Here is a 13,391-nt window from a genome sequence, read left to right on the forward strand (position 1 = left end):
CGGCTATTCCGCCGGCGGAGGTTCCGGCGCCTCGGGCTTCGGGATGGGCGGCGGTGCGGCGCCGGCCAGCAGGGCCGTGCGCGCCGCGGTCAGGATGGCGCGGCCACCGGCCTCGGGGTGCAGCACCAGCAGCAGCAGCGAACGGCCGGTGACCAGGTAGGGGTGGCCGAATTCGAAGGGCTCGGGCTCTTCCAGCTCGGGCTTGTTGGTGTCCACCAGCAGCAGCCAGCGCTGGCCCGCCGGCGGCTCCGGCAGGGCGAATTCCACCACGTTGTGATGCGCGTTCAGCACCACCAGCATGGTGGCATCGCCGGCGGGGCGGCGGATGCCGGTGGCCTGGGCGCGGCCATCCAGCAGCATGCCGAAGCAGCGCGCATTGGGATCGTCCCAGTGCCCGTTCTCCATCTCGGTGCCCGAGGGGGTGAGCCAGCTGACGTCCTTGATGCCCAGCTCCTCATCCATCGCGCCGTTCAGGAAGCGCGCCCGGCGCAGCACGGGGAAGCCTTGGCGCAGCGCGATCAGCTTGCGGGTGAAGGCGGCCAGGTCGCGGCCGGCGGCATCGATGGTGGCCCAGTTCACCCAGGACAGTTCGTTGTCCTGGCAATAGACGTTGTTGTTGCCCTGCTGGCTGCGGCCGAATTCGTCGCCCGAGAGCAGCATCGGCGTGCCCTGCGACAGCAGCAGCGTGGCCAGCATGTTGCGTTTCTGGCGCTCCCGCAGCGCCGTGATCTCGGGGTCGTCGGTCGGTCCCTCGACGCCGTGGTTCCAGGAGATGTTGTGGGCATGGCCATCCTGGCCGCCCTCGCCATTCGCCTCGTTGTGCTTGTCGTTGTAGCTGACCAGGTCGTGCAGCGTGAAACCGTCATGCGCGGTGATGAAGTTCACGCTGGCCCAGGGCTTGCGGCCGCGCCGGTTGAACAAGTCGGCCGAGGCGGTGAGGCGCGCCGCGACATCCGAGGACTGGCCCTCGTCGCCCTTCCAGAAGGCGCGGATGGTGTCCCGGAAGCGGTCGTTCCACTCGGCCCAGCCGGGCGGGAAGCCGCCCACCTGGTAGCCGCCCGGCCCGCAATCCCAGGGCTCCGCGATCAGTTTGACGCGGGACAGCACCGGGTCCTGCCGGCAGGAATCCAGGAAGCCGCCGCCCTCGTCGAAGCCGTGATCCTCGCGGCCAAGAATCGTCGCCAGGTCGAAGCGGAAACCGTCGACGCGCATCTCGGTCGCCCAGTAGCGCAGGCTGTCATTCACCATTTGCAGCACGCGGGGATGCGAGAGGTTCAGCGTATTCCCGGTGCCGGTGTCGTTGATGTAGTAGCGCGGCTGGTCCGGCAGCAGGCGGTAGTAGCTGGCATTGTCGATGCCCTTGAAGGACAGCATCGGGCCTTTCTCATTGCCCTCGGCGGTGTGGTTGTAGACCACGTCGAGGATCACCTCGAGCCCGCCATCATGCAGGCGCGCGACCATCTCCTTGAATTCGGAGAAGGCGAATTCTCGGTTGCGCGCATAGCGCCGCGCCGGGGCGAAGAAGGAGATGGTGTTGTAGCCCCAGTAGTTGGTGAGGCCCTTGTCCAGCAGGAACTGGTCGTTGAGGAAGGTGTGCACCGGCAGCAGCTCGACCGAAGTCACGCCGAGGCCGCGCAGATAGTCCACCACCTCCTTGGAGGCCAGGCCGGCATAGGTGCCGCGCAGCTCCTCGGGCAAGGCCGGATGCGTCTTGGTGAGGCCCTTCACATGGGTCTCGTAGATCACCGTGCGGTCCCAGGGGACGGAGGGGCTGCGTTCGCGGCCCCAGGTGAAGGCGGGGTCGATGACGCGGCATTTCGGCATCAGCGGGCCGCTGTCGCGCGTGTCGAAGGTCAGGTCGTCGCCGGTTTCCAGCTCATAACCGAAGCATTCCGGGCCCCAGGTCAGGTCGCCCACGAGGGCGCGCGCATAGGGGTCGATCAGCAGCTTGTTCGGATTGAATCGGTGGCCCGCCTCCGGCGCATGCGGCCCGTGCACGCGATAGCCGTAGATGGTGCCCGGCCGCGCATCCGGCATATAGCCGTGCCAGACCTCGTCGGTGAATTCGGGCAGCGCGATGCGCTCGATCTCGGTTTCGCCGGCATCGTCGTAGAGGCAGAGCTCCACCTTGGTGGCATTGGCGGAGAACAGGGCGAAGTTTACGCCCAGCCCGTCCCAGCTGGCGCCAAGCGGAAAGGGAAGGCCTTCGCGGATCCGGGAACGCCGCATGACCTGCGGCGCTTCATTGGCTGTCCGTATCCGCATCCCCAAGCCCCCATCCGTCCCATCCCGGCCCGAGACGGAACCGGCGGCTGCACAACATTCCAGGCCGCGCCGCGTTCCCGCGGCGCAGCAGAGGAATTTTTCGCCTGCGGATGGAACGAAGCGACCGCCTGCCGGTTTCCGGGGGCATGAGCAGCCCCCGCGTAACGCGTGCCCACTCCATGCCCTTCGGCGCATCGGTGCAGCCGGATGGCGCCCTGCGCTTTCGCCTCTGGGCGCCTGCCCATGCCGAGGTGGGGCTGGAGATCGACGGCGCGGCGCCGCTGCCCATGCAGCGGGAGGAGGGGGGCTGGCACGCTTTGCAGACGCGCGCGGCGCGCCCCGGCAGCCGCTACCGTTTCGTGCTGCCGGACGGGCTGCGCGTGCCGGACCCGGCCTCCCGCCACCAGCCGGAGGATGTGCACGGGCCGAGCGAGGTGATCGACCCCGCGGCCCATGCCTGGACCGATGCCGGCTGGCGCGGCCGCCCCTGGGCGGAGGCGGTGCTGTACGAATTGCACATCGGCACCTTCACGCCCGAAGGCACCTTCGCCGCCGCCATCGCGCGCCTGCCGTATCTGGCGGCGCTCGGCGTCACCGCCATCCAGATCATGCCGGTGGCGGATTTCCCTGGCGGGCGGAACTGGGGCTATGACGGCGTGCTGCCCTTCGCGCCCGACGCCAGCTACGGACGGCCGGAGGATCTGAAGGCCCTGGTCCAGGCCGCCCACGGCCATGGGCTGATGGTGATGCTCGACGTGGTCTACAACCACTTCGGGCCCGAGGGCGCCTATCTGCATGCCGTCGCGCCCCAGGCCTTCACGGATCGCCACAAGACGCCCTGGGGCGCCGCGCTGAATTTCGACGGCGCCGATGCCGCGCCGGTGCGCGCGTACTTCATCCACAACGCGCTCTACTGGATCGAGGAATTCCACCTCGACGGGCTGCGGCTCGATGCGGTGCACGCCATCATCGATGACAGCCCGAAGCACCTGCTGGAGGAGCTGGCGGAGCGGGTGCGCGCCGCCGTGCCGGACCGGCCGGTGCACCTGGTGCTGGAGAATGAGGAGAACGAGGCGCGCCGCCTGCAGCGCGACGCCCGCGGCCAGCCGCCGCACTATACGGCGCAGTGGAACGACGATGCGCATCACGTGCTGCATGTGGCCGCGACCGGCGAGCGCAGCGGCTACTACGCCGACTACCAGGGCGACACGGAAGCGCTGGCCCGCGCGCTGGCCGAGGGCTTCGCCTTCCAGGGCCAGATGATGCCCTATCGCGGCCATCCGCGCGGCGAACCGAGCGGTTCGCTGCAGCCCACCGCCTTCATCGCCTTCCTGCAGAACCACGACCAGATCGGCAATCGCGCCTTCGGCGATCGGCTGTGCCAGATCGCGCCGCGCGCCGCGCTGCGCGCCGTGGCGGCGGTGGCGCTGCTGCTGCCGCAGGTGCCGATGCTCTTCATGGGGGAGGAGTGGGACGCCGCGCAGCCCTTTCCCTTCTTCTGCGACTTTGGGCCCGAGCTGGCGGATGCCGTGCGCGAAGGCCGTCGCGCCGAATTCGCCCGGTTTCCAGAATTCGCCGACCCAGCAATGCGCGAACGCATTCCGGATCCAATGGCGGAGCCAACCTTCGCCTCCGCCAAGTTGCGGTGGGACGACGTGGCGAAGCCGTCGCATGCCGAGGCGCTGGGATGGCACCGCGCCATCCTCGCCGTGCGCCATGCCGAGATCATCCCGCGGCTGTCCGGGATCCGTCGCGGCGGGACCTGGCGCGTGCTGGGCGAAGGCGCCGTGGAAATCACCTGGGCGCTGCATCGTGGCGGCAAGCTGCACCTGGCCGCCAATCTCTCCGCCACCACCTTGCCCGAAATGCCAGAGGCTGGCCGCGTGATCTGGCGCGAGGGTGCGGCCACGGGCCTGGGCCCCTGGACCGTCCGCTGGTCCATCGAGGAATCCGCATGACCGAAGCCGTGACCCCGCGCGCCACCTACCGGCTGCAATTCCATGCCGGCTTCGGCTTCGCCGATGCGGCGCGGCTCGCGCCCTACCTGGCGCGGCTCGGCGTCAGCCATGTCTATGCCTCGCCCTATCTCAAGGCGCGGCCGGGCAGCACGCATGGCTATGACATCGTCGACCACAATGCGCTGAACCCGGAGCTGGGCGACGAACAGGCCTTCCGGGACATGGTCACCGCCTTCCGCGCGCATGGGCTGGGGCAGATCCTCGACTTCGTGCCGAACCACATGGGTGTGGGCGGGGCGGACAATCCCTGGTGGCTCGATGTGCTGGAATGGGGCGAGGCATCGGACTACGCGGGCTGGTTCGACATCGATTGGCGCCGCGGCCGGCTGCTGGTGCCGTTCCTGGGCGACCAGTATGGCGCGGTGCTGGAGGCAGGGCAGTTGGCACTGCGCTTCGATGCGGCGGCCGGAAGCTTCGCCGTCTGGGCCTATGACACGCACAAGCTGCCGATCTGCCCGCTGCATTACGGCCGCGTGCTGGGCGATGCGCATCCCGAGCTGGAACGCCTAGGCGACGCCTTTGCGGGTTTGCCGGACTGGCGTCCGCGCATCGTCGCCCGCGCGCGCGACCTGCAGGCGGAGCTTGCCGCGCTGGTCGCCGGCGATGCCGCGCTGCTGCGCGCGGTGGAGCAGGCGGTCGCCGCGCTGAACGCGGAGCCCGTCCGACTGGATGCGCTGATCCGTGACCAGCACTGGCGCGCCGCACACTTCCGCGTCGCGGCGGATGACATCAACTACCGCCGCTTCTTCAACATCAACGAGCTCGCCGGGCTGCGCATGGAGCTGCCGGAGCTTTTCGAGCATGCGCATCGCCTGGTCTTCGCACTGCTGGCCGATGGCACGCTGGACGGGCTGCGCATCGACCATGTCGATGGCCTGCTCGACCCGAAGGGCTATCTGGAACAGCTGCGCGCCGCCGCGCCGCGCCCCTTCTACCTGGTGGTGGAGAAAATCCTGGCGCGCCATGAGGCCTTGCGCGCGGACTGGCCGGTGCAGGGTACAACGGGCTACGAATTCGCCAACCTCGTGCTCGGTGTGCTGGTGGACCCGGCCGGTGAGGCGCCGCTGACGCGCCTCTACGCCGACTTCACCGGGGCGGAGCAAGATTTCGACGCCATCGTGCAGGACTGCAAGCTGCGCATCATGCGCAACGAGATGGCGGGAGAGCTGGCGATGCTGGCCCGCGAAGCCGCGCGCATCGCGCAGCAGACGCCGCGCAGTGCCGACTTCACGCAGAACATCCTCTCCCGCGGCCTGGCCGCCGTGGTGGCCGGCTTCACCGTCTATCGCAGCTATGTCGATGCCGCCGCCCCGCCGACGGCGGAGGACCGCCACGCGATCGAGGAAGCTGTGGCCGCCGCGAGGCGGCAGGAGCCGGACCTCGACCCCAGCGTCTTCGACTTCCTGCACCGCCTGCTGACCACCGACCTGGTGGCCGAGCCCCGCAGCGGCTTCAGCCGCCACGCGGTGCAGCGCCTGGCCATGCGGGTGCAGCAATACAGCGGCCCGATCATGGCCAAGGGCCTCGAGGACACGGCCTTCTACCGCTACAACCGCATGGTCGCGCTGAACGAGGTGGGGGGGCACCCCGACCATTTCGGCGTGTCGCTGGAGGAATTCCACGCCGCCAATGCGGAGCGCGCGCGGCACTGGCCCCAGGCGATGCTCTCCACCTCCACCCACGACACCAAGCGCGGCGAGGATACCCGCGCGCGGCTGGCCGTGCTGGCCGGCATGCCGGAGGAATGGGCGCGCCAGGTCCGCAACTGGTCCGCCATCCTGCGCCAGGGGGAGGGCGCGCCGGACCGCAACGACGAATACCTCTTCTACCAGCTGCTGCTCGGCGTCTGGCCCGTGCAGGGGCCGGATGCGGAGCTCGTCGCGCGGCTGGAAGGCGCCATGACCAAGTCGATGCGGGAGGCCAAGCGCCATTCCAATTGGGCCGCGCCCAATACCGACTATGAGGAAGCCGTTCTGGGCTTCGTCCGGCGGGCGCTGGACAGCCAGGACTTCCTCGCCGCCTTCCTGCCCTTCCAGGAAAGGGTGGCCCGGCTGGGGCTGGAGTTCAGCCTGGTGCAGACGGCGCTGAAGCTGACGCTGCCGGGCATGCCGGACATCTACCAGGGCGCGGAGTCCTGGGACCTCAGCCTGGTGGATCCCGACAACCGTCGGCCGGTGAACTATGCCGCGCGCGACTCGGCGCTGGAGTCGGTGACGGAAGCGCTGGCGAAGGACCCAGGCGGGGCCTGGGCGGCCATGGCGGAAGGCTGGCGCGACGGGCGCATGAAGCTGGCGCTGACCGCCCAGCTGTTGGCGCATCGCGCGGCGAATCCGGCGCTCTACGCCCAGGGCGACTACCAGCCGCTGGCGGCATCCGGCGCCGCCGCGCCGCAGCTTCTGGGCTTCGCCCGGCGGCACGGCGATTTGGAGATTCGCCTTGTCGGAGCACGATTCGCGCCGCAGCCGGACTGGCAGGACAGCAGCCTGGACTGGCCGGGGAAAGATACCGAATGGCGGGACCTGTTGACGGGGCAGGTGATCCGTCCGCAGGGCAGGTTAACGCCCGGTGAAGCCCTGCGCAGCCTGCCGGTGGCCGTCTTCGCGCGGATCCGCTGATACACTGCGATAACCGAAACATGCAGCTTGCCGCGAATCACACGCTGACATTCGCGGCGGTTCCGGCTATGCGACCGATATCGCAAGGAGCCAGTGCATGTCGAAGAAGTTTCTGACCGACGTCATCGTGAAGTCGACCGAGATGCCGGCCAATGCCGCCGGCCGGCTCGCGGCCGACATCATCGCAGCCATCAAGGGGGAGATCGTCCAGTCCGGGCGCTTCACCATCCCCGATTTCGGCGCCTTCAGCGTGCGGGAGACGGCGAAGCGCACCGCGCTGAACCCGCGGACCGGCGAGAAGGTGGCGGTGAAGGCCGGCGCGACGGTGCGCTTCAAGGCCAGCAAGGCGCTGAAGGAATCGGCGCTGGCCGGCATGAAGAAGGCGAAGCGCAAGGCCAAGGCCTGATCCCCGCGGGGCTTCGGCCCCGCGACCGTGACGCAAGGGGCACCGGATGGCGACATCCGGTGCCCTTTCGCGTTTACAGGCCGGCCTGGCTGACGAACTTCGTGTTCAGATAGGCCTCGATCGCCTCCGACCCACCCTCGGAGCCATAGCCGCTGTCCTTCATGCCGCCGAAGGGCACTTCCGGCAGCGCGAGGCCCAGGTGGTTGATGGTCATCATGCCCGATTCGACCCGAGCCGCGATGGCATTCGCCGTCTTGGCGCTGCGGGTGAAGGCATAGGAGGCGAGGCCGAAGGGCAGGCGGTTCGCTTCCTCCACCACCTCCTCCAGGTCGCCGAAGGGGGCGATCATGGCGACGGGGCCGAAGGGCTCTTCGTTCATCATCCGGGCATCGCGGCCGACGCCGGTCAGCACGGTCGGCTGGTAGAAATAGCCCTTGTTGCCGATCCGCTCGCCGCCCGTGTGCACCTCCGCCCCGCGCTGCCGTGCATCGGCCACCAGCCCCTCCACCCAGGGCACGCGCCGCTCATGCGCCAGCGGGCCCATCTGCGTGTCGGCATCCATGCCGGCGCCGACCTTCAGCGCCTTGGCATGGGCGGTGAACCGCTCGACGAATTCCGGGTAGGACTTCTGCTGCACCAGGAAGCGGGTGGGGGAGACGCAGACCTGGCCGGCATTGCGGAATTTCGCGCCGGCCAGCGTCTTCGCCGCGAGTTCGAGATCCGCATCGTCGAAGACGATCGCCGGCGCATGGCCGCCGAGCTCCATGGTCACGCGCTTCATGTGCTGGCCGGCGAGCGCCGAGAGCATTTTGCCGATCGGGGTGGAGCCGGTGAAGGTCACCTTGCGGATGACCGGGTGCGGAATCAGGTACTCGCTGATCTCGGCCGGCACGCCATAGACCAGGTTCGCCACGCCCTTGGGCAGGCCGGCATCCGCGAAAGCGCGGATCAGCTCGGCGGGGGAGGCCGGGGTCTCCTCCGGCGCCTTGACGATGATGGAGCAGCCGGTGGCCAGGGCGGCGGACAGCTTGCGGACCACCTGGTTGATGGGGAAGTTCCAGGGCGTGAACGCGGCGACGGGGCCGACCGGCTCCTTCACCACCAGCTGGTACACACCTTCCGCACGCGCGGGGATGACGCGGCCGTAGGCGCGGCGGGCTTCCTCGGCGAACCAGTCGATGATGTCGGCGGCCGCCATCACCTCCATCTTCGCCTCGGCCAGCGGCTTGCCCTGCTCCAGCGTCATCATCTGCGCGGTGGCATCGGCGCGGCTACGGAAGATATCGGCCGCCTTGCGCATCAGCTTGGAGCGGTCGAAGGCGGAGACCTTCTTCCACACGGCAAAGCCGCGGGCGGCGGCCTCCAGCGCCTCATCCAGGTCGTCGGTGGTGGCATGGGCAACCTGGCCGATGACTTCCTCGGTGGCCGGGTTCAGCACGGGCAGGCTACGGCCGCCGCGGGCGGCGCGCCAGGTGCCGTCGATGAACAGCTGGGTATCGGGATACATGCGCGTCTCCTATGCGTCTTGGCGCGGAAGGTGCCACAGGGACGCCAAAGGGGGAACCAGGGGGGAACCGGGGGCAGTTCAGCTGTTCGGCCCGCGCTCCATCGCATAGGGCTGCCAGCGGCGCAGGCCGGAGCCCGGCAGCACCGTGGGATTCACGCAGGACATCGGCCAGCGGCCGGACAGCACCAGCGCCAGCTCCTGCCCCGCGCGCCGCTTGCGTGCCTCGTCGAAACGGGCCGAGGCGCTGGCATTGTGCGGCGAGAGGATGACGTGGGGCATCTTCAGCAGCGGATTGTCCGGCTTCACCGGCTCGATCTCGAAGACATCAAGGCCGGCGCCGGCGATGCGCTTGGATTGCAGCGCCTCGATCAGCGCCGCCTCATCCACCGTCGGGCCGCGGCCGGTGTTGATGAAGATGGCGTTGGGCTTCATTTTCGCGAAGTGACGCGTGGTCAGCATATGGCCGGTCTCGGGCGTGGCCGGCGCGTGCATGGACAGGAAATCGGATTGCGCCAGAACCTCGTCCAGGCTGGCCGGCACCACGCCGAGCGCGCTCATCGTCAGCTCATCCACAAAGGGGTCGTAGGCCATCATGCGCAGCCCGAAGGCCTTGGCGCGCAGCGCGACCAGGCGGGCGACGCGGCCGAAGGCGACGAAGCCGAGCGTCTGGCCCATCAGCCGCGGCACGGTGGAAAGCTGCGGGCGCCCTTCCGTCCAGCGGCCCTCGCGCACCATGCGGTCCTGCTCGATGCAGCGGCGATGGGTCGCCAGCAGCAGCATCATGGCGTGGTCTGCGACTTCCTCGATGAAGGTGTCGGGGCAATTGGTCACGGCGATGCCCTGCGCGGTGGCGGCGACCACATCGACGTAATCCACGCCCACGGTGGCGCAGGTGATGACCTTGGCCTTGGTCAGCGCCTGGATCATCGGTGCGGAGAAGCGCATGCCCTTGGCATAGACTGCATCGGCCTCCGGCGCCGCGGCGATGAAGCCTTCCTCCGTCGCCGGGCATTCGACGATCTCGGCGCCGAGCCGTTCCAGCGCCTCCATCTCCAGCGCATAGCCGCCACCATGCGTGGTGAAGGAGGCGCCTGCGGGCGTCAGGATTCTGGGCTTGGACATGGCTGCGTTTCCCTTCGATTGACCACAGCTTGCATCCGCTACGGGGGGCCGACAAGCGCGCGGCGCGCTGCTAGCCTGCGTCTGCGACAAGGGAGAAGCGAAAATGGCGCGTTTGGCGGGCAAGGTCGCCTGGGTCACCGGGGCGGGCAGCGGCATCGGCGAGGCCGCGGCGCTGGCGCTGGCGGAGGAGGGCGCGGAACTGGTGCTGACCGGCCGCCGTCCCGCGCCGCTGGAGGATGTGGCGGCCCGCATCAAGGCCCAGGGCGGCACTGCGCATGTGCAGCCGGCCGACATGATGGATGCCGCGGCCGTGAAGGCGGTGGGCGCTTTCCTGGCCGAGAAATTCGGACGGCTCGACATCCTGGTGAACAATGCGGGACTGAACATCACGCAGCGCCGCTGGGCAGTTCTGGATGCGGATGGGGTGGATGAGCTGGTGCGCGGCAACCTGGCCTCCGCCTTCTATGCGGTGACGGTGGCGCTACCGCTGATGCGGCCGCAGAAGGACGGCGTGCTGATCCACACCGCCTCCATGGCCGGGCGCAATATCTCCATGCTTTCGGGTGCGGGCTACACGGCCGCCAAGCACGGCGTGGTGGCGATGAGCCACACCATCAACATGGAGGAATGCGTCAACGGCATCCGCAGCTGCGCCCTGCTGCCGGGGGAGGTGGCGACGCCCATCCTCGACAAGCGCCCGAACCCGGTGAGCGCAGAGGAGCGCGCGCGCATGGTGCAATCCGCCGACGTCGGCGATCTGGTGCGCTACATCGCCTGCCTGCCGAAGCATGTGACGATCAACGAGGTCTGGATCACGCCGACGCATAACCGCAGCTATGTGGCGGCGCTGAACCAGAAGCTCTGAGTCTACTCCACGCCAGGGAAGGGCTTGGCCTGCAGCAGCCGCGCCAGATGCGCGGCGCTGCTGGCCAGCATTTCGGCGGTCTCCGTCACCTTTTCCGGCGTCTTCTTCAGATCCTTGAAGTCGACATCGCCCATCGCCTCGCCCACCCAGTAGCAGCTGGCGGAGGGCGGGATGGTCCAGCCCGTGTCGTTCAGCGCCTGGAAGATCTGCGCGGCGGAGGCATGCGCGCCATCCTCATTGCCGACGACGGCGGCAACCGCCAGCTTGCCGTAGCTCGGCATGCGGCCCTGGTCGTCGGTTTCCGAGATGAAGGCGTCCATCCGCTCCAGCACCCGCTTGGCGACGCTGCTGGGCTGGCCGAGCCAGATCGGGCCGCCGAGGATCAGGATGTCATGCGCCAGGATCTTTTCCCGAAGCGCAGGCCAGTCGTCGCCCTCGCCCTCATCCGACGTCACGCCTGGCTTGATATTCAGGGCGGCGACGCGGACCGTTTCCGTCACCTCCACCTGCTGCTCCGCGAAGGCCGATTTCAGCACGGCGAGCATGGCGTCGGTGGAGGAGGCTTCGCTGGCATCGGACTTCAGCGTGCAGTTGAGGGCTAGCGCCTTGATCGCCATGGCGGGAACTCCGGAGGGGTCGCGGTGCAAGCGCCCCGCCGGCCCCTCGGTTCCGCGTCTATTCCTTCACAGCGCCGGTGAGGGAGGAGACGTAGTAGTCCACGAAGAACGAATAGAAGATCGCGACGGGCAGGGACCCCAGCAGCGACCCCGCCATCAGCGCGCCCCACTGGTAGACGTCACCCGTCACCAGCTCAGTCAGGATCGCCACCGGCACGGTCTTGTTCTCGCTGCTCTGGATGAAGGCCAGCGCGTAGATGAATTCGTTCCAGGACAGGGTGAAGCTGAAGATGCCGGCGGAGATCAGGCCCGGCACGGCCAGCGGCAGGGTGATCTGCCACAGGATCTGCAGCCGCGTCGCGCCATCGATCAGCGCGCATTCCTCCAGCTCGAAGGGGATCGACTTGAAGTAGCCGATCAGCAGCCAGGTGCAGAAGGGGATCAGGAAGGTGGGATAGGTCAGGATCAGTGCGAAGGGCGTGTCGAACAGCCCGAGCTGGAAGACCATCGTGGCCAGCGGAATGAACAGGATGGAGGGCGGCACCAGATAGGCGAGGTAGATCGCCAGCCCGACATACTGGCTGCCCTTGAACCGAAGCCGCTGGATGGCATAGGCCGCCAGCGTGCTGGCGAACAGCGACAGCACGGTGGAGCAGACCGAGACCAGCATCGTCGTCATCAGCCACTTCGGATAGGCCGTCTCGAACAGCAGCAGGCGGATGTGGTCGAGGGTGGGGGAGCTGATCCAGAAGGGATTGTGCTGGGCGAAGTCATACAGCTCGGCGTTCGGTTTGAAGGCCGTCACCGTCATCCAGTAGAAGGGAAACAGCAGGATGATGACGAAGCAGGCCAGCGGCAGGTAGAGCAGCACAAAGCGCCGCGACTTGCTGTCCCAGGCCATCGCCTCCGGCTGGGCGGAGGAGGTGTTGGTGGATTTCGCCTCGGGCGCATTCATCGCGGCGGCCTCAGTCATTGCCCTCTCCCTGCTGCCACTTGCGCCGCGCCAGGCCGAAATAGCTGAACAGCGTGGCGAAGACGAGGAAGGGGATCATGGAGACGGCGATCGCCGCGCCCTCTCCCAGCTGCCCGCCCGGAATGCCGCGCTGGAAGGCCAGCGTCGCCAGCAGATGCGTGGAATTCACCGGCCCGCCGCGCGTGATGGCATAGACCAGCTGAAAATCGGTGAAGGTGAAGATGATGGAGAAGGTCATCACGATCGCCAGGATCGGCAGCAGCATCGGGAAGGTGATGTAGCGGAAGCGCTGCCAGGCGCTCGCCCCATCCAGAAGCGCCGCCTCGTAGAGCGAGGGCGAGATGGTCTGCAGCCCCGCGAGCAGCGAGATGGCGACGAAGGGAATGCCGCGCCAGATATTCGCCGCGATCAGTGACCAGCGCGCCGGCCAGGCGGTGTTGATGAAGTCGATATTCGTGTCCCGCCAGCCCAGCACATCCACGAAGACATAGGAGATGATGGAGAATTGCGGGTCGTAGATCCACCAGAAGGCGATGGCAGACAGCACGGTGGGCACGATCCAGGGCAGCAGGATGATGGCGCGCAGCAGCGACTTCATCGGCAGGTGCTGATTCAGCAGCAGCGCGAGCCAGAGGCCCAGCGCAAATTTCCCGATGGTGGCGACGCCCGTGTAGAAGACGCTGTAGAAGACCGCGTTCCAGAAGATCGGGTCATCCGCCAGCCAGATGAAATTTTCCAACCCCACAAAGATGCCGCTGCGGCCGATGGTGGTGTCCGTGAAGGCAAGCCAGACGCCGAGGCCGAGCGGATAGGTCAAAAAGGTCATCAGCAGGCCGACGGCCGGCAGCAGGCAAACGAAGGCGAGGAACGGCTTCCAGTCGAACAGCCGCGAGAGCGCGCCCTGCTTGGGGCGCATCTTGGTCCAGGTCGGCGCGGCGGTTGTCGCGGACATGATGGCTTCCCGGATGGCGGAACGGCGCCCGCTTGTCGCGGGCGCCGCCCC

General features: G+C 68.1%; 10 protein-coding genes. 4 read left to right on the forward strand and 6 right to left on the reverse strand.

What is annotated here, in order from left to right; translation table 11 throughout:
* Positions 1-3: 3 nt before the first annotated feature.
* Entirely contained in the window at positions 4-2,229 is a 2,226-nt protein-coding gene (glgX, locus tag J3S20_RS07735; RefSeq protein WP_246602486.1) for a glycogen debranching protein GlgX, read from the reverse strand.
* Between the two features lie 182 nt (positions 2,230-2,411).
* Between glgX and treZ the strand changes: the two genes are divergently transcribed.
* The 3 genes from treZ (at position 2,412) to J3S20_RS07750 (ending at position 7,304) form a co-directional block, all read left to right on the forward strand.
* Positions 2,412-4,223 carry a malto-oligosyltrehalose trehalohydrolase gene (gene treZ, locus J3S20_RS07740; protein WP_246602488.1) on the forward strand — a complete coding sequence of 604 codons (1,812 nt, stop codon included), beginning with the start codon at positions 2,412-2,414 and terminating at the stop codon, positions 4,221-4,223.
* The gene (gene treY, locus J3S20_RS07745; RefSeq protein WP_216835873.1) at positions 4,220-6,898 is read left to right on the forward strand and encodes a malto-oligosyltrehalose synthase; all 2,679 of its coding nucleotides are present in this window, start codon (positions 4,220-4,222) and stop codon (positions 6,896-6,898) included. Before treZ ends, treY begins: the two co-directional genes overlap by 4 nt.
* Positions 6,899-6,995: 97 nt before the next feature.
* Positions 6,996-7,304, forward strand: a complete 309-nt coding sequence (locus J3S20_RS07750; RefSeq protein WP_216835874.1) for an HU family DNA-binding protein — start codon at positions 6,996-6,998, stop codon at positions 7,302-7,304.
* Between the two features lie 73 nt (positions 7,305-7,377).
* Here the strand turns inward: J3S20_RS07750 and J3S20_RS07755 are convergent, their stop codons facing one another.
* Both J3S20_RS07755 and J3S20_RS07760 read right to left on the reverse strand, forming a co-directional pair.
* A complete protein-coding gene (locus tag J3S20_RS07755) occupies positions 7,378-8,811 on the reverse strand; it encodes an NAD-dependent succinate-semialdehyde dehydrogenase (protein WP_216835875.1) in 1,434 nt (477 codons plus the stop codon).
* Positions 8,812-8,889: 78 nt separating this feature from the next.
* Complete coding sequence (locus tag J3S20_RS07760; RefSeq protein ID WP_216835876.1) at positions 8,890-9,933, reverse strand: C-terminal binding protein; 1,044 nt, start codon at positions 9,931-9,933, stop codon at positions 8,890-8,892.
* A 103-nt stretch (positions 9,934-10,036) separates the two neighbouring features.
* Between J3S20_RS07760 and J3S20_RS07765 the strand changes: the two genes are divergently transcribed.
* Positions 10,037-10,798: an SDR family oxidoreductase gene (locus J3S20_RS07765; protein WP_216835877.1), complete on the forward strand. Its 762-nt coding sequence runs from the start codon at positions 10,037-10,039 to the stop codon at positions 10,796-10,798.
* A gap of 2 nt (positions 10,799-10,800) precedes the next feature.
* Here J3S20_RS07765 and J3S20_RS07770 read toward each other — a convergent pair whose 3' ends face one another.
* Genes J3S20_RS07770 through J3S20_RS07780 form a run of 3 tightly spaced genes read right to left on the reverse strand, consistent with a single transcriptional unit; the run spans position 10,801 to position 13,340 of the window.
* The gene (locus J3S20_RS07770; protein WP_216835878.1) at positions 10,801-11,415 is read right to left on the reverse strand and encodes a flavodoxin family protein; all 615 of its coding nucleotides are present in this window, start codon (positions 11,413-11,415) and stop codon (positions 10,801-10,803) included.
* A gap of 58 nt (positions 11,416-11,473) precedes the next feature.
* On the reverse strand, positions 11,474-12,388 hold the full coding sequence (locus tag J3S20_RS07775) for a carbohydrate ABC transporter permease (RefSeq protein WP_216835879.1): 915 nt from the start codon (positions 12,386-12,388) through the stop codon (positions 11,474-11,476).
* Entirely contained in the window at positions 12,381-13,340 is a 960-nt protein-coding gene (locus tag J3S20_RS07780; RefSeq protein ID WP_216835880.1) for a carbohydrate ABC transporter permease, read from the reverse strand. The genes J3S20_RS07775 and J3S20_RS07780 overlap by 8 nt, the downstream gene beginning before the upstream one ends.
* Between the last annotated feature and the right edge of the window lie 51 nt (positions 13,341-13,391).

Source organism: Falsiroseomonas tokyonensis, assembly GCF_019024325.1.
GTDB lineage: Bacteria > Pseudomonadota > Alphaproteobacteria > Acetobacterales > Acetobacteraceae > Falsiroseomonas > Falsiroseomonas tokyonensis.

Excerpts from the sequence above, each read along its gene's own strand:
- glgX (WP_246602486.1), bottom strand. The coding sequence starts at position 2,229 with ATGCGGCGTTCCCGGATCCGCGAAGGCCTTCCCTTTCCGCTTGGCGCC.
- treZ (WP_246602488.1), top strand. The coding sequence starts at position 2,412 with ATGAGCAGCCCCCGCGTAACGCGTGCCCACTCCATGCCCTTCGGCGCA.
- treY (WP_216835873.1), top strand. The coding sequence starts at position 4,220 with ATGACCGAAGCCGTGACCCCGCGCGCCACCTACCGGCTGCAATTCCAT.
- J3S20_RS07750 (WP_216835874.1), top strand. The coding sequence starts at position 6,996 with ATGTCGAAGAAGTTTCTGACCGACGTCATCGTGAAGTCGACCGAGATG.
- J3S20_RS07755 (WP_216835875.1), bottom strand. The coding sequence starts at position 8,811 with ATGTATCCCGATACCCAGCTGTTCATCGACGGCACCTGGCGCGCCGCC.
- J3S20_RS07760 (WP_216835876.1), bottom strand. The coding sequence starts at position 9,933 with ATGTCCAAGCCCAGAATCCTGACGCCCGCAGGCGCCTCCTTCACCACG.
- J3S20_RS07765 (WP_216835877.1), top strand. The coding sequence starts at position 10,037 with ATGGCGCGTTTGGCGGGCAAGGTCGCCTGGGTCACCGGGGCGGGCAGC.
- J3S20_RS07770 (WP_216835878.1), bottom strand. The coding sequence starts at position 11,415 with ATGGCGATCAAGGCGCTAGCCCTCAACTGCACGCTGAAGTCCGATGCC.
- J3S20_RS07775 (WP_216835879.1), bottom strand. The coding sequence starts at position 12,388 with ATGACTGAGGCCGCCGCGATGAATGCGCCCGAGGCGAAATCCACCAAC.
- J3S20_RS07780 (WP_216835880.1), bottom strand. The coding sequence starts at position 13,340 with ATGTCCGCGACAACCGCCGCGCCGACCTGGACCAAGATGCGCCCCAAG.